11 protein-coding genes are annotated in these 16,107 nt (G+C 55.6%); 8 read left to right on the forward strand and 3 right to left on the reverse strand.

The genetic code is table 11. The features are described 5' to 3' along the window. The first annotated feature begins 268 nt into the window (after positions 1-268). The 3 genes from ACR3FE_RS26355 (at position 269) to ACR3FE_RS26365 (ending at position 3,918) form a co-directional block, all read left to right on the forward strand. Positions 269-1,300: a DUF7972 family membrane protein gene (locus tag ACR3FE_RS26355; RefSeq protein ID WP_458210827.1), complete on the forward strand. Its 1,032-nt coding sequence runs from the start codon at positions 269-271 to the stop codon at positions 1,298-1,300. 235 nt (positions 1,301-1,535) lie between these two features. Beyond that, positions 1,536-2,246 carry a phosphoglycerol geranylgeranyltransferase gene (locus ACR3FE_RS26360; RefSeq protein WP_458210829.1) on the forward strand — a complete coding sequence of 237 codons (711 nt, stop codon included), beginning with the start codon at positions 1,536-1,538 and terminating at the stop codon, positions 2,244-2,246. 304 nt (positions 2,247-2,550) lie between these two features. Further along, a complete protein-coding gene (locus ACR3FE_RS26365) occupies positions 2,551-3,918 on the forward strand; it encodes a hypothetical protein (RefSeq protein WP_458210830.1) in 1,368 nt (455 codons plus the stop codon). A 12-nt stretch (positions 3,919-3,930) separates the two neighbouring features. Here ACR3FE_RS26365 and ACR3FE_RS26370 read toward each other — a convergent pair whose 3' ends face one another. Then, on the reverse strand, positions 3,931-4,221 hold the full coding sequence (locus ACR3FE_RS26370) for a hypothetical protein (RefSeq protein ID WP_458210831.1): 291 nt from the start codon (positions 4,219-4,221) through the stop codon (positions 3,931-3,933). 1 nt (position 4,222) lies between these two features. Then, on the reverse strand, positions 4,223-4,630 hold the full coding sequence (locus tag ACR3FE_RS26375; protein WP_458210832.1) for a helix-turn-helix transcriptional regulator: 408 nt from the start codon (positions 4,628-4,630) through the stop codon (positions 4,223-4,225). Between ACR3FE_RS26375 and ACR3FE_RS26380 the strand changes: the two genes are divergently transcribed. The 5 genes from ACR3FE_RS26380 to ACR3FE_RS26400 all read left to right on the forward strand — a co-directional run bounded on the left by ACR3FE_RS26380 (position 4,593) and on the right by ACR3FE_RS26400 (position 13,658). Beyond that, positions 4,593-5,084 carry a hypothetical protein gene (locus tag ACR3FE_RS26380; protein ID WP_458210881.1) on the forward strand — a complete coding sequence of 164 codons (492 nt, stop codon included), beginning with the start codon at positions 4,593-4,595 and terminating at the stop codon, positions 5,082-5,084. The two genes, ACR3FE_RS26375 and ACR3FE_RS26380, sit on opposite strands and share 38 nt — an antisense overlap. 24 nt (positions 5,085-5,108) lie before the next feature. Next, the gene (locus ACR3FE_RS26385; RefSeq protein ID WP_458210833.1) at positions 5,109-6,461 is read left to right on the forward strand and encodes a TrbL/VirB6 family protein; all 1,353 of its coding nucleotides are present in this window, start codon (positions 5,109-5,111) and stop codon (positions 6,459-6,461) included. A 56-nt stretch (positions 6,462-6,517) separates the two neighbouring features. After that, positions 6,518-9,736, forward strand: a complete 3,219-nt coding sequence (locus tag ACR3FE_RS26390; protein ID WP_458210835.1) for a VirB4 family type IV secretion system protein — start codon at positions 6,518-6,520, stop codon at positions 9,734-9,736. Further along, entirely contained in the window at positions 9,736-10,788 is a 1,053-nt protein-coding gene (locus ACR3FE_RS26395; RefSeq protein WP_458210836.1) for a DUF8128 domain-containing protein, read from the forward strand. The genes ACR3FE_RS26390 and ACR3FE_RS26395 overlap by 1 nt, the downstream gene beginning before the upstream one ends. Positions 10,789-10,871: 83 nt before the next feature. Further along, complete coding sequence (locus ACR3FE_RS26400) at positions 10,872-13,658, forward strand: type IV secretory system conjugative DNA transfer family protein (protein ID WP_458210837.1); 2,787 nt, start codon at positions 10,872-10,874, stop codon at positions 13,656-13,658. Positions 13,659-14,104: 446 nt separating this feature from the next. On the opposite strand, the gene ACR3FE_RS26405 is transcribed toward ACR3FE_RS26400, so the two are convergent. Beyond that, a complete protein-coding gene (locus tag ACR3FE_RS26405) occupies positions 14,105-14,584 on the reverse strand; it encodes a helix-turn-helix domain-containing protein (protein ID WP_458210838.1) in 480 nt (159 codons plus the stop codon). Positions 14,585-16,107: the final 1,523 nt, after the last annotated feature.

The following is a 16,107-nucleotide window of genomic DNA, read 5'->3' on the forward strand; positions in this document are numbered from 1 at the left end:
GCACTCATTCAACAGATATTGGATATATTGTGTACTTCCCATTTTCAATTCAAAAATAGGTTGCAGCTATTATTTTTCATTCGAGATTGATTGTGTCCACACCCGCTTAGTGCAACATGGAGCAGTGGTACAACGGATTTCGACAAATTCACCTCTCATGTACAAGAGGACCAAGTTTGCTATCGCTTGCTTCAATAACCGGAAATGAAAGTGGGGAGGTTATGTTTCAGCAGGCGTCTTTTTCACTGTAGATGACATATGTGTCAGCATGAGCGACGCAGACGAGGACGAATCAATGGTCGGGCGAATGGATGAGTCCCGAATCCGATTTTGGTTTCTCCTCGATGGGGATCGGTGGGTGATTACTGGCATGCTCACGCTCGGTCTGTTCGTAATTCTCGTCGTTGCTGGGACAGTCGGCCCCTCATCGTTTCGCTCGGTCATGAGCAACACAAATCAAGTCGGTATCGCGTTTCAGGCATTCATTGCGTCGCTCATCACCGGTGTGACGCTCGTCGTCACCATCGGCCAACTAGTCCTCTCACAGGAACTCGGGTCGCTAAAAAGCCAACGGGAACGAATGAAAGCAACCGTAGAGTTCCGCCAAGATGTAAATGGTCTGCTCGGGACCATCGGGCTTCCCGATCCCGCGGCATTTCTCCGCCAGCTTATTCTGACAAGCAAAGACCGTGCCGAGGCGCTTGAAGACGTTCTTGCAGAGAACAGCGATGACGAACTACGCGACCAAGTCGATCAATTCGTTGCGGTTCTCATCGAAAACGCTACCGAGGTCGAAGAGCAGCTAGCGGACGCCGAGTTCGGTGAATTCAATCTTTTACGCACAGCCATGAACTATAACCATTCGTGGAAGCTGTACGGTGCCCTATGGCTCCGATCGGAGTACGAAGACAGCCTCGACAATGAGGAGCGGAGTGCATTCGATGAATTAATCGACGTGCTCATGTTTTTCGGCCCGACACGCGAGCATTTCAAAGCACTCTACTTTCAGTGGGAACTCGTCCGCCTCATCCGGTCGATTCTGATTACCGCATTTCCTGCATTGGCCGTCGCGATTGCAACACTACTCTATCTGGCACCGACCTCTTTTCCAGGCGTGACTTTCGGCGTCGCAAATATCATCTGGATTGTTAGTGCGTCCTCAGCTATCTCTATCGTCCCATTTTTTGTGTTGACCTCTATCGTCCTGCGAATCGCGACGATTGCGAAGCGGACGAGTGCGATCGGACCGTTCATTCTGCACGAATCGGACCGTGGCGATGATATCGACTTAGAGAATTAATCACTCATTTCAACGAATCCGCTGAAATAGAGCTTTATACGATTCATTCAGGTAATATGGTGGTACACTCCCTGAATCTGAATCTCCACCGCGAACTTCGGCTGTCTACTTGAGGATGATACGGCCTGTATGTTCTGATTTATTCGTTGATCGCGACCCCCGGTGGGCCAACTGCTCCACGAATTGGGATTCACCGAAAGAAAGCGGTTTGTCTATGATTGCACTACGGTGAGCTATGGTGACTTCGTGGGCGAACTGGGAACACGTGACCAAAATTGACCCAGACAAAGCACTCCACGACGGGGATACCTACGCTGGCATCGCGGGCACAGGAACAGATGCAATCATTCTCGGTGGCACCACGAACGTCACTGAGTCCAGCGTTCAGTCAATTCTCGATTCACTCGCTTCTACCGAGATTCCCATATTCGTCGAGCCGACCTACCGTCCGTCGTTATCTCAGACCGAGGTACTCTCTGGATACCTGCTTCCGATCGTTCTGAATGCGGGTGACACGATGTGGATCACAGGAGCGCACCACGAATGGCTTCGCTCATCCGATCTTGAGTGGGACTACGTCCACCCAGAAGCCTATATCGTCCTCAATCCACGGTCAACGGTCGCGACGTACACGCAGGCGGACTGTGACCTCGATATTGATGACGTCGTTGCCTATGCTGAACTCGCAGAACAGGTCCTCGGTCAGCAGATCGTCTATCTCGAGTATTCCGGTGCTCTTGGTGATTCAGCTGTCGTGGCTGCCGCACGAGATGCACTCTCGTCAGCACAGCTCTTCTATGGCGGCGGGATTCACGACTACGATTCAGCTTATGAGATGGCGAAAGTGGCTGACACGGTTATCATCGGTGATGTACTTCACGACGCTGGTATCGAGGCTGTCGAGGAAACTGTTCGCGGAGCAAAGGATGCGAAGCAGGAGTCATAATAGTCTACCTTACGATCCAAGAAGTGGTTGAGAAGATCGAAAGTGTGAGCCTGCAAGCGGTCGCTTCTGGGTTAGTATAACAAACTAACACTACTCCCTCTCGGCTTTGCAGCTACTCGTTTCGAGTGACCGGTGTCTCATTTTTAACTTCTATATTGGTTTTCTAGATTGTCCATAAATACTATCTAGTCATATCTAGTATTATTTTCTAGATATGAACCGCACTCAAGACGATTTAGAGCAGTACAACGAATCGCTGGTTCGTATAAACGCCCGGTGCTGGGCCCTCACGGGGTGAGCTACAATGCACGACTGCGAGAACAGTACGCAAGGTTCCAATGACGTATCGACACAAAGACGCACGTTTCTCACAGCTGGTGCAAGTGCTGGAGTGACGGCGCTCGCTGGCTGTCTCCTCCCGGTTAGCACGAGTGGGGGAGGTGTCCCGCCAGCAGGGCCGACGAACAACAGCACAAACGCAACGAGCGGTAACTTTCGAGCGATCGACCCCCAACAGTGGCGTGGAGAGTTCCAGAACGTCGTGAATATGGTGAAGGCCGGTGCGGATCCGACCGGTGAGGAAGACGTCTCGCCTATCATCCAGCGCGAAATCGGGAGTGACACACTGCTCTACTTCCCGTCCGGTCGCTACAAGATGAACAGCCAGGTTCGACGCGTTGGGCTTCGAAACATCGGCATCATCGGCCAGAACGCAACGCTCGTTCACGGCCGCGTCGACGCGATCAAAGGTTTCGATGTCTCGGCGGGCGAGTTCCATGGTCCCGCCCAACACTTCAAGATCGGGATTCCAGACAACCCGCATCGAGGGAAATTCGTGTTCGGCGGGTTCACGCTCGATTGGCGCGGGAAGAACCAAGGGATGCAAGTACTGAACCACCACACGGCGGGAACATCCGAAATTCGGTCCATTCGCCAAGTCGGGATGCATTCACTCGGGTGCCAGGGCCCGCTTCGGGTGAATCCCGCCACAGAAGAAGCACGAGCCCGCGTGAATAACGTCGATTTTCGCTTTGGTGGGCTCACCTACCAGAAGACGATCAACACGCGAGACACCTACGACGGCGGTCCAAATGCTGGTCGTTCATGGGCTACCTCAGGGATTACGATGCATCCGACGACACAGGGCTATCTCCGCGTCGAGAACTCGCTGTTCGGTGGGTGGCCGGACAACGGGATCTACGTAATCGGCGGCCATCCTGGAACCGGTGACGGGACAGTCGAGGTCGTGAACTGTGTGGCAGCGAACAGCCAAGCATCGAATATCCGTATCGGTGGCGACAATTCACGAATCCACAACTGTGTGGTGGTGACCGATCGCTCGTTTGGCGAGGAGTTCTACTCCGAGCAGCGCCCGATCCGTGTTGATGACGGCACGTGTACCGTCTCGAATACGAAAATCATTCAGACGAAGCCGACTGGGTGGTCGTTGACGGTGATGCACGCTGTTGAGAAGGCTGTGGTGAAGAATGTGAAGGTGACGATCAAGAATACGCCGATGACAGCGCTCGTCGTTGACGATGGTGTTAGTCAAGCGACTGTGCAAGACTTCGTAATTAACACGCCAGGGTGGGATGCATCGAAAGCGCAAGTCATTCGCAACGGTGGAGCGACACTCAAAAACGTCTATCTCGATGGCGAGCAAATCGCGTGAGAGAGCTGGTTTTTAGATTCGAGTGAATTGGTCGGCATTCACTGGGAAAATACTCCGCCCGTAGAGTTTGATGAAGTACGCGGCGACGAACCACGAGAGGATTACTAGCCAGCCAGCATTCGCTCCCTCTAAACCGAGCACGTACATCGCGATCACGCCCGTCGTTCCCAGGACAACAATCTGGATGATGCTGCCGACGAGAACGATTTTTCCAAGGCCGATCAGTATCGCGAAATGTCGGCGGAGTGTCTCTCGTGCAGTTTCGTTCGGCGCTTCGATCGACAACGGTGGTATTCGCATCATCTCATCCTCCATTCTCCTCGTTAGCAAGCGGATCGCCGACTAACTCGTACAATGCTGTTTTCGTATGAATGTTCTCGAGATACCCGGCAGCAGTGAGTATTCCGAGTCGGTTATGGACGTATTGGCGTGAACGGCCGGTTTCGTCGACGATGTATGATTGGGTTGCCCGCCCACCTCGGAGTATTTCGAGAATTTCTTTGTCGACAGTGGTGAGAGAGATCGTTCGATTGGAATTGTGTGTGATCATGTAGTACAGCCCTAGGGTGTGACATAAATAGATTACGGACACACTGACTGTATCCGGTAGTAGACGGCATCTCAGTGTGTGCGTAAGGTATTTATCTAGCCCTCTAGATGTGAAAGTGAGTACAATGGATGCACAACAGCCGAAATCGGCCCAGAGACGCATCTCTGACCGATTTCACCGACTAACGGAGGATTCGGCCCAGAAATATCACGCACTGGCGGACTTGGTGACCGAGAAGTATGAAGCGATTCCCACTCGATTCATTCGTCGCAGCATCGGCATCGTCGCCACAACCGCGGCGTTCTCAGTGCCAGTGGCAGCCCAAGCTACGCAAGAGGCAAGCGACGTAATGTGCTCGTCTGGGCTCGGTCCTGTTGTTACGCTCGCGTTCGGGATGATTACGATCGGGATGTTCCTGCTCGCTGCATTCCGCGGTGCAATGGCCTGGCTGAAGATGGGGAGTGCCCGTTCAGACAAGAAGAAAGAGGGTCGTGATGCCGCCCGTGGGGCAGTGATTACGTTTTGTGGTGCGTGGTTCTTCCCATTATTCGCCGTCGTGCTCGACAAGGCCGGTGTGAGCACGCTCTCGTGCGTAAACTTTGCGAACATAATGTGAGCCTCTCGAATTCCCTTTCTGACCATGATACAGAACAGACGAAGAAGCTGGCTACTGGCGCTCTTTCTCGTCGTGTTAGTCGCGTCGCTTGCTGCTCCAGTCGCAGCACAATCAGCCAGTGTGAACAACTCAACGACGTCCCAGAATCACTGGATCGGCAGTCCTAACGGCGGCCAGACGACAGCACCATCGAATAATTCGACGAGCGGCGCAAACGGTGGCAACGACGACGGTGTTCTTGGCGGGCTTGGTGGTGGACTTGTCCCGTCAATCAACCCAGTCGACATGGCGAAAGGACAGCTCAAAGCGATTGCTGGGATTTTCCTCGGTGTTGGGAAGGGCATCGCGAATACGGTTCGCGATAGCGTCGCTGCAGTGCCTGCGCCCGGTCAACCGGACAAACCGAGTACGTGGGTCAATCCTCACAACGGTCTGTGGCCCGGCGTGTACAAAGCCTCGGCGTGGACAGCCGGTCTCGCGAGCGTTGTGCTGATGGCAGCCTTCGGGATGTCGTTCTATCGGTCGGATCCGTACGAGAAGCGCCAAGCATGGAAGCGTGTCGGCATCGCACTGGTCATGGTCGCAACGACCTGGATTATCCCACCGCTCTTGCTCCACTTGGCGAACGAAACCGCGATCTCGGTTGCACCCGACGGTGCTGAGTTCATTCAGACGAACTCAAAGCTCGCGAAACTCGGCGTTGGAATCGGCCTCGGTGCCATTCTTGGTATTCTCCAATCGGGGACGATTGCCGTCGGGGTTCTCATCCTTGGTCTCGAGCGGGCCCTCATCTATGTGTGCGTGTTTCTGTGGCCGCTCTCTTGGGCCTGTCGTGCGTATTCGGGCTTTCTCAAGAGCATCGGTGACACCTTCGTCTACCTCTTTGGCGTCGTGATCGTCACGAAGCTCTTTCAGGCACTCGTCCTTCGATTACTCGCCGATTTGCCCTGGACATCAGGCGCACTCGGCGTACTAGAGACATTCACCCTCGTCGTTGGCGGGCTCGTCTTCGCCTTGCTCGTTCTCCCAAAGGAGATGTTAGCCCACGCGAATGATGCTGCCTCGATCGCCCTCGGGACGTCTGCATCGAATCAGCGGAAAGCAGGGAAATACGTCGACAAAGCGGGCGAGCGCGTCGGCCACGAAGTTCACGAGAAAGTTCAGGACTATCGCAGCGACGATTCGAGCTGGGAGCAGTCGGATAATTCGACGTTTAACACCGGCACGTCGGCAAGAGAGGAGACTGTGAACTACGGGTCAGTAAACAACGCGCTGAACGCAGACGGCGGTATCGACGCCCAGGATGTGCGAGAAGAGCAGGAGCGTGCTGACTACGAGCTGAATCAAGGTCGTGAGATACTCCAGCGATACGACTAACCCCCGTTTCGGTTCACGCCGACATCCTGGTGCAAGGCTGGGGACGGGCCTTACCCATGACAGACAACGCAGACGCACCAAAGGACCCGAGTCAGCTCGTCCCGCCATTCGTCGATTCCGGGCTCGACTATCACGGGTTCAAAGTGAACGACCTGCTCTATGGCACGCCTGGCGCCGGGGTGGTTGGAGCGAGTGGCCTCGCCGCCCTATTCGGTGCTCCGCTTGGGCCCTCCGTGATGGGTGCCGGTATTGGCGTGCTCGGCGGACTCGTTAGTATTGGACTGGCCGTCTCATCGGGTGAGTACTCGACGGGACTTGACCGAATCAAAACCCCGCTCGCCTACGCGAATGCCAAACGTGGGTTCCCAAAATCAGGCGATGAAGCGGCGACTGTACACGGTGTGAAACGGATCCACGCTGACGGCACAGCCGAGATGGACGACGGGCGGCTCGTCGCGATGGCGCGGATCTCGGGTCGAAATACGACGATGCAAGAGACAAGTGATGCCCGCGAGATGATCGGCCGGATTCGTGGTGAACTCGATCAACACGTGAGCGATTTTAATTTCCGACTGTTCAGTACGGCGCTCGAGATTGATCCCCGTGATGTGACCGAGAAGTATCGGACGAAACTCTACTCCTCGGAGTACGCTGGCGAGGAATGGAAGCTAGCGCGAGAGCTCCTTCGGAGCGTCATCACGTGGACCGAGAACACCGATTTTCCGCGGTTCGACGCCCGCGAGTGGCAGCACTATCTCGTCGTCGAGGTTCGCCCGGATGAAGTGGCTATGCCAGACATGACCGACGAGAGTGAGATTCGCTCGCTGCTGTTCGGGAGTGACGGTGAACAGTGGGACGCCAAACGCCGACGAATGCAACGGGAAGTGAAGAGTCGGCTTTCGCGGCTCTCCCGTGCATTCGGAAGTACCGATGGCTGTGAGACCACTCGCGTTGGTCCTGCCGAACACGCGCTCCTTTTGGGCCGGTACTGGAGTGGCACCGAACACTCCTTTGACGCCAGCAGTGTGACGAAGGATATCGATGCAGCGGTGTGGCCGCATAGCGCCGAGGACGGCGACAGTCCACGCCCCGAAGCGGTGGATGCGACGGGTACACCACAAACAGGAGTCGCCGACGTCGCGACAGTTGAGGCAACGACTGACGGCGGCACCATCTCGCAACCGGTCGCGACGAGCACGCATGCCGACGAGGACGCCAACGAAGATGCGTCGTTCCTTGCACAGGTCCGCGAAGGCTTGCTCGCCCCGCTCACTGATGATGGCGACGAAGGCACCGGCCTAGCCCACGATCGGGTACAGGAACTCCTGGCCCCGCAAACGTTCGACGCTCGCGATGGCTACGTTCGCACCGGCCAGCAGTACTGTCGAACTTACTGGATTGCCGACTGGCCCGTCGAACCACGCGAGAAGTTCCTTGAGGAGATCTACACCATGCGAGGGGTGGATGTCGATGTCTGCTTAGACGTGCGAGCGCGGGACAAGCGAGCAACAGAACTCGAACTGAAGGATACAATCGGGGAAATCGACGCGAACATCGACGAACGCAAAGATGTGAGCGATGTCTCGGCGATTCTCGTCGAGGACGACCTCGATCCATACGTGAAGATGTACAAGCTCCTCCACCACACGCAAGCCCAGCCATGGGACTTGAGCGGCTACGTTACCGTGCGTGCTGGGACGAGACAAGCACTTGACGAAGCTGAGGAACGAATCGAGGAAGGGCTAGCGAGTGAAGATGAGTTGACGCTGGATATCGCGAAGCACCGCGCACTCGAAAGCACCTGCGAGAAAGTGCGAGGAACGCTCGAAAGTGCTCCCGCCCATCTCACGGTTCTGGCACCCGAGCAACGGCAGGCCGAACTATTCGAATCCTGTTCACCAAACGGCCGAGACGCGTTCGCCGATGTTTCCACACGCGAGCGCTATTCACTGACGCTGTCGGGGACAATTGCTGCGACGTTCCCACCGGTGTCGGCATACATCGACCAAGAGAACGGTGTCGAGCAGGGCCGGAACGTGCAGAATGGCAGTGAAATAATAAAGAATCAGTTCTCGGTTGCTCCCGGTCACCGGCTGACGATCGGGAGTTCCGGCAGTGGAAAGTCCTACCACGTCGGCAAGCAAGCGACGCGCTGGTATCTGGCTGGTGAGGACCGCACGCTTATCCTGTGCGATACGATGGGCGAGTTCGGTGGGCTCGTCGAACTCATGAACGGCCAGCATATCACGGTGGACGGGTCCCAAACCATCAACCCGCTCCACATCGAGGAGACACCAGAGGATGTGCTTCGTGCGTCGGGGAACCTGGATCCCTACGATATGAAATTCACCGAAGCCCGAAACTTCATTCTCGACATGATCGGCGACGCCAACGGCGACTTTGCTCCGCTCGTGTCCGATGCACTGAACGCTACCTACGAACAGGCGGGAATTCTGAAGGACGACGTCAGTACACACAAACCGGAGAATAGCCCGACGATGGCGAATTTCCGTACTATCGTCAACGACATGGGCGAGAATCCAGGCGACTACGTCGATTCCGAGTTGGAGAAGGCACAGATAAAAGAGAACGCTGGCCCGCTTCTCCGGCGGCTCAGTGGCTTCAAAGACGGCGGGGAACACGATGCACTCGTCGGGGAATCAGAAGCCCATATCCGTCCGGGACAGGTGTCATATCTCGATCTTCAGCAGATTCAGGGACTCGGTGCTGCGGCGGACAAAGCGACGATGCTTCAATTAATGCTCGGGCAGGTCTATCAGGCGGTCAAACGGGCACCCGACGAGACGCTGTTCGTGGTCGACGAAGCGCACTATCTTTTCCAATCGAAGGAGATTCTGGCGTGGCTTCAACAGTCAGCCCGTCACTGGCGACACTTTAACGCCGGACTGTGGTTCCTTTCCCACCGACCGGGAGACTTCGCGAGTGCTGACGACACGGACATGCAAGAGTACAAACGCGCCATCCTCGGGCAAATCCCGACGACAGAATTCTTCTACACGGACAAACTGGAAGAGCAAGACGCAAAGGAGCGCTTCGGGATGAACGACGAGCAACTGCAGTTCATCACTCAGCACGCCAAACGCGGTGAGCAGGGCCTTGGGTACACTGACTATCTCGTCGATTATGCGGACGTCGAGGGGTGGATGCACGCACAAGTTCGGGCTTCGCCGTTCGAGAATATCATCTATAGCTACAAAGCCAGCGAGCACGGTCCCTTCGAGGAGTTCATCACCGACGAATGGGGTGAGATCTGATGGGGCTGTTCGGCAGTGACGAGACGCACGGAAGCTACACTGCGACACAACTCAACGAGTCGTACACTCAAGCAGTGGACGAAACGCCGGGTGTATTGCTCGGGATTCGTCCTTACAAAGACAATCAGGGCATCGTCGATGGTGCGTCGATGCTCCAATCGCTCCACGACGTGCGGACGAAAGGGCTCCGAGATAGGAACATCAGCCAACATCACACGTTCGAACTCTGGTTCGATGAGGAGAAGCTGAAGTTCTACATGCACGCTGCCGACGAGAGTGCCGCAAACAAGTTCCGCCGGCGCGTCGCGAACAGCTACTCGAATACCCAAGTGTTCCGAGTAGAGGGCGGCGACGCGTTCCCACAGATCAACGCTGACGATTACGTAGCGGGTGCGGAACTCGATTTGAACCGTCACTATTACTACCCGATTCGGAACCACCAGGGCGACGGTTTCGAGCGCGATCCCTACGGCGAAGTAACGAGTGAAATGCTCTCGACGCCGGAAACACGGGTTGTGGTGCAGGTCGTCTTCCGGCCCGCGAAAAACGATTGGACGGAAGGCGATGGTGGGCTCCTCTCTCGGGGTGAGAGTGTGGACGACGTCGCCGAAGGGCTTCGATCAGACCGCGTCGTTGGGTGGCTGAATCCTCGTACTCGTGATGCGAGTAAGAAAGACCGCGAAGCGGCAGACATCGTCGAGATGCAACGGGGACAGTACGGCTTTCACACTAACATGCGGATTCTTGCTGCGTCGCCCAATAAGTACGAAGCCGAATCACGGGCCCGAGGCGTGGCAGGCATGTTCACTCGCTACTACAACACCATGACCGAGCAGGGATTTACTGATGATCCTGTCCCTGCCAGCGACCGCGACGAGCTCATCGAGAAACTTCACGCTCGCAAGTGGGAGGACCGTGAGATGATCCTCTCGGTGAGTGAACTCGCCGGTGCTGCACACATCCCGAACAAGGAGATTGAGACGCCGAAAATCGACTGGCGTTACTCCCAACGCGGCGGTGAAGTTCCGGCCGATAGCCAGCGAGAAGAGTAACAGCGACGGAACTCCCTGGCTTCCCGGATGGTCCACGCCGCCACGTCGGTGCAAGTCCGACACCGGGGCTTTGGTGACACACGATGTTCGACAATCTATTCGGCAACAACGACACCCCTGATACCGAGTCAATAGAGGCCGATCGCGACGAGCAGGACGCCGATGAGGTCCCCGATGAGCTTCGGGCACCAACCGGCGAACCGTATCAGATAACGCCGACGAAGAACGACCGCATCGGCGGTGCCGAAGTACTCACCCACACCGAAGAGCATGGCGTCGTCGCCGGGCCAAAGGTGCGTCGGTTGCTCGAAGGCTCACGGACGCGCCCCGAAGGGCCGCTCTGGACAGGTTACAACGACAGTGCTCAAGAGGGCTTTCGCGAAGTACCGATTGAGTTCGGTTCACTCTTTCAGCATAACTGGGTCTGTGGAACGACGGGTGCGGGGAAGACGACGGAACTCCTGAACTGGATGGTTCAGCTAGCATACGCCGGTCATGGGTTCGTCTACTTCGACCCGAAGGCACGGGATTCGAAAGAACTCCTCCAACTACTCCCAGAGGACCGCCTCGACGACGTGATTTGGATAGAACCCGGCGACGAAGACTTTGACCGAGACGTTGGGATCAATTTCCTCGAAATCCCCGAGACGGACAGTCAAGTTGAGCAAGAGCGCGAAATAGAAGACCGCCTCGAGAATCTGAAAGCAATTCTCGATAACGACGACTATTGGGGGCCGCGCATGCGGGCGATCACCGAGAGTATGGGCCGAGCGATGATGAAATCCGAGAAGGACTACTCGGTGATCGATTTCTACTTCGTGCTCCTGAATCAGGAACGTCGCGAACAGTTCGCCGAGGAAGTCGAGGACCCCTACATCAAGGAGTTCGTGAACGAGATTGCCGAGATGGACGATGATGCCGTTCGCCCGCTCCTGTCACGGGTGAAAAACTGGGTCGAGAACGGTGTCATTCGCCGGATTATCGCCCAACGTGAGAGCTCGATTGACTTCCAGGACATCATCGACGAGAATAAAATCGTAATTGTCCGTACGCCGGTGTCGAACCAGGACGTCAAACAGATGATCACCCTTGGCGTGATGCGTCCGATTTGGAGTGCTGTCCAGAACCGCTCCTTTGAGGACGGGGAGAACGAACCCTTCTTTGCGATTTTCGACGAGTTCGATGCCATCGCGAGTCAGAATCTCGATGTCAAGAACATGCTCGCCCGAGCCCGCTCGATGCGACTGTCAGTGACGATTGCTTGCCAGTACCCCGAACAACTCAAAGAAGCGGGCGTGCTGAGTGCCGTCAAAGCGAACTGCAACAACCCGGTAATCTTCCGTCTTCCAAACGACGAAGACGCACGACCAGTTGCGAAGCTGTTCAAAGGGTACAACGAGGAAGATTTGATGGAGACCGAGAACTTCCAGGTGTGGACGCGAATTCCGATTAAGGGCGGGATGCAGTACTCTGACCCACTCAAAATTCACACGTTTGCGCCGTATCCGCCACTTCGGTCGGAGGAAGACGCCGAGGACGTGATTTACCGGAGTCTAGAACAGTATGGCAGTCCGCCTATTACCGACGCAGAGATTCAGCGTGAACTGCCGTATGGCGAATTGAACGAGGGCACTACGGCAGACGATCCGGCAGACCTCCCGGTCGGAACAGACGAACACTTGCGGAATCAGACGCTCAAAGCGGTCTACGACGAGAGCATTCGACAGGGTGATCCTGGTGGGTGGGTGCAAATCGCGGCGTGTGTTGAGCGGCTAAACCGGTATCTGCCTGGTAACGACGTGACCGATGCTGGGAAAGCATGGCGCAAAGTCCTCCAGCGAGTACCGGATACGCACTTGGACCATCGCGAGGTCGAGGACGAGATGGAAGTGAAGCCGCTTGATACCGGGTTTTTGAATCTCGGTGACTCGGAGAACGATGGGAAGGCCGAGCATTGGGCACCGATGGCCGACGCTTACGTCCCAATGACCCAACTCGGGTTCATCTTCGAAATCCCCGAGCAGACCGGGGAGGCGATGCCGGACGGTCTTGCACGACTGGACGACGTGCTAGCAATTGGGTCGGACGACGACCCGGAGACAGTCGCGGATACGATCAACAGCTACCGGGAGGACCACCCGCTCTTGAATCGCCTTGCCGGGACGAATGACGCCTATATCGAAAGCGAACATACGACCGGCAGTACGCAACCGTCGCAGACGGTGAAGAATCTTGCACAAGCACACAACGACGGGAATCGGTGCTTGTTCTTTGCCCGCGAGGAGGTGGCTGAGAAGGTGTACGATACGGTTGCACACGAGCCGTTCTGCTGTCGAAGCAACCATGGTGTGACGAACGAGCGTCGGTTCTATACGGGCACGCAGACGCTGACGATTGACGGCGAGACAATGACACGTCCCGGCGGACGCGAGAACGTCTGGGTACATGACGAGCAGACCGGTAAGTACGTGCTTCGAGATGGAGAGGGGGAAGTACATGCTCGATTCACGTCGGCGGCGGACATCTTTACCGATGCCAGTGCGTACCCTGACAGTGGCACGAAGAATATCAAGCCGCCGGTGATTCCCGAGTACGTGATGGATGGTGACCTCAGTACCGTCGAGTGGGACGTGATTGTGGTTCCGTCGGAAACAGAGACACCGATGGACATCATGCTCTATCAGGAAGGCGCGTCGAACATTCACCTCCCGAACCTCATCGACGATACAAAAGATGAAGAAGATGGTGCGACTCCCGCGACAGCCAGCATAGAGACAAATGTGTCCGACAAGACACCGACGCAGGCGGAAAAGCGGCAAGCCGACAACGCAAAGGAGGACGTGATTGAGGAAGCAGCAGAGTTCCTCTAGGTGGCTTCATTGGAACCCTTGCTGGATGATCGGTCTGTATTCTTCATCATTCGAGACAGAGGGTTGGTCTTGCAAAGACGTACCCAGGCTTCTTAGAGCGTATGAACAACATGGAAGCCACCACGAAATGGCACAAAGACCATAATCGCCTGTCACATGGTGGTATCATGGATTCCCTACAAGTAGGGCGATACGTCGGCTGGACACTCCTCATGGTGGGGGGTATTGGGCTGGTCTTGACCAGCAGCCCGATGCCGAGTGGTCCTGCGTTTGCCGCTCATCCGACACTCCGTGGTCAATACCAGATTGAACGACTGGCGAGAATGGTCTCAATTGTGCTTTCCCTTGTGGGGATTCTCTTCGCGGTTGGCACGTCATTCATGCGGTGAATTTGAACCCTGTATCCTACGGGGGGGCTAACGGAAGCCGCCAATGTTGTTTACGAGTTACAAATTGTCTTTGAGCTTCCGAATTGCCTTTTTCGTGCGTGAACGCAGGTCTTCAATATCATCGTCGTGCTTCGTGCGCAGCGTCTCAACTTCCTTCTCTAGCTCCTCGATCCGCTCCCAGAGTGCTTCCACATCATTGGGATGGGCAAGATCTCGGGCGGCGAGTTCCAACCTGTCCTCGCAGAACTGCTCACCCCGTTCCGTCAACTGCCACACGATTGCCCGCGATCCTTGGCCGATGTGAACCCGATCAATTTCTTCGACTAACTCCCACCGTTCCAGTAGGTCCATGTGGTGGGTCATGCTGCCAGTGGGAATGCCAGCGTGTTCCCGTAGTTCCGAGGTGTTCACTGCAGTATTATCAGCGGACAATAACACTTGGAGGATGTTGCGTCGGGGATGGCCGAGGCGGTCTTGCATCTCCTCGAAGGTAGGCACCGCACCATCTGACTCCTCAGTGATTGAACCATTGCTCATGAAGCGTTATTTTCCCTGTGAGGCCATAAATATAGCCCCTTATATGGCGTGACTACATCACCCCGACGGTAAAGCACCTACCAAACAAGGGGGACGAAGAAATAGAGGAAAACCAGGCCTGCGAGAAATTAACAGAAGATACACATAGAGGAACAACGGGAGAAACTCTGCCGAGAGCAAGAGCGGAAACCAGCTGTGACATGAGTGGTGGCACCCCAAAAATATCAACCAGCAGAGATAGAGGAAACAGGTGAAGCGCGCCCGGCTGGCACCCCGGAGACGAAGTGAAAACAGCACCCCACAATGAGCGAGAAAATGGGCACCCCAGAAGAGATCCAACAGGATCCAAATGATGTGACGAAAAGCGACGGAAGCACCATGGAGAAGCACCCGGACAGTCCACCAAGAGCGACGCAACGACAGGCATCACAACGAGACGAGGGACAGTCCACTAGAGACAAACCACGACGGACCAGGGCGAGAATAGAAGGACAGTCCCCATGCAGAAACAGTAGCCACTGAACAGAGGACAACGCGAGATGGGACAGTCCGACAATGCGGATAGAAGACTGAAACCGAGGCTGGCTTAGCTTCCCAAAGGTGGTGCTGACAACAGAAGGTAGAGCGACAGCCACACCGAGAATAGTGGACAGTCATTGAGAGCGAGACAGCGACGAACAGTGTAGCGGGAGCGAAAAGGGAACTGAAACAAGGGATGAGCAGTGTAACGAGGAGTGAGCGAGCTAGGTGACAGTACCGACAGTAAGGAAGTGCAGCGTTACGAGAAGACGATAGCCACCAGGACGAGAGGATCTCGAGAAACGATCCACCCCAAACACCGAGTGACGAAGTGCGAGACACAAAGGCTGTGAGACAGCACAGGACAGTCACCAAGAGCGACGAGTTCTGACAGTCCTTTACTGGGGCAGGACGACAAAATCCGATGCGCGACGAGAGAGGGGTGCCAGTGGCAGTACTGATTGGGGTGCCCACTGGCTTCACGCAGATTTGGGTGCCAACACGGGTGCTATACTGGGGGTGCCACTAGGAGAGACACCGCAGTTTCAATGAACGAGTGATTAGCAGTCAAGCACTGCGAGACTTTCCACGAGAGATGAGCACAGCCAACCTTGAGGGGGACTGATGGACTTTTGACAGTCCGTTACCGACAGCAGAATAGACGCTGGAGTGTTACAACCCGTGGGACTGTCATCCCGGCACCAGCGGATGATGGTCATATCCGGCGACGGCAGGGAGACTGTCCAGTGTGCTACAACGAGTTTGAAGTGGACCGGTTGAGGCCACCGGACTGTCCTCTGTGAATCAGCAGCCGGACTGTCAGTGGGAGTGAGTAAATGAGACTGTCAATGAGGGCAAGGCGTCTTCCGGTAGCGTATAGCTGATTTACTCCGGAAATATGGTTTGCTAGTAGTGGACTGTCAGGGTAGCTGATGTGGACTGTCTGCACAGCTGAATTCACTTGAAACACGGGGTGGTTCACACCAGTTTGGTACCGTTTCTGC

It is taken from the genome of Haladaptatus rarus (assembly GCF_054177585.1).

Coding starts and splice junctions, on each gene's coding strand:
- ACR3FE_RS26390 (WP_458210835.1), top strand. CDS start 6,518: ATGACAGACAACGCAGACGCACCAAAGGACCCGAGTCAGCTCGTCCCG.
- ACR3FE_RS26380 (WP_458210881.1), top strand. CDS start 4,593: ATGGATGCACAACAGCCGAAATCGGCCCAGAGACGCATCTCTGACCGA.
- ACR3FE_RS26375 (WP_458210832.1), bottom strand. CDS start 4,630: ATGCGTCTCTGGGCCGATTTCGGCTGTTGTGCATCCATTGTACTCACT.
- ACR3FE_RS26395 (WP_458210836.1), top strand. CDS start 9,736: ATGGGGCTGTTCGGCAGTGACGAGACGCACGGAAGCTACACTGCGACA.
- ACR3FE_RS26370 (WP_458210831.1), bottom strand. CDS start 4,221: ATGATGCGAATACCACCGTTGTCGATCGAAGCGCCGAACGAAACTGCA.
- ACR3FE_RS26365 (WP_458210830.1), top strand. CDS start 2,551: ATGCACGACTGCGAGAACAGTACGCAAGGTTCCAATGACGTATCGACA.
- ACR3FE_RS26360 (WP_458210829.1), top strand. CDS start 1,536: ATGGTGACTTCGTGGGCGAACTGGGAACACGTGACCAAAATTGACCCA.
- ACR3FE_RS26385 (WP_458210833.1), top strand. CDS start 5,109: ATGATACAGAACAGACGAAGAAGCTGGCTACTGGCGCTCTTTCTCGTC.
- ACR3FE_RS26400 (WP_458210837.1), top strand. CDS start 10,872: ATGTTCGACAATCTATTCGGCAACAACGACACCCCTGATACCGAGTCA.
- ACR3FE_RS26355 (WP_458210827.1), top strand. CDS start 269: ATGAGCGACGCAGACGAGGACGAATCAATGGTCGGGCGAATGGATGAG.
- ACR3FE_RS26405 (WP_458210838.1), bottom strand. CDS start 14,584: ATGAGCAATGGTTCAATCACTGAGGAGTCAGATGGTGCGGTGCCTACC.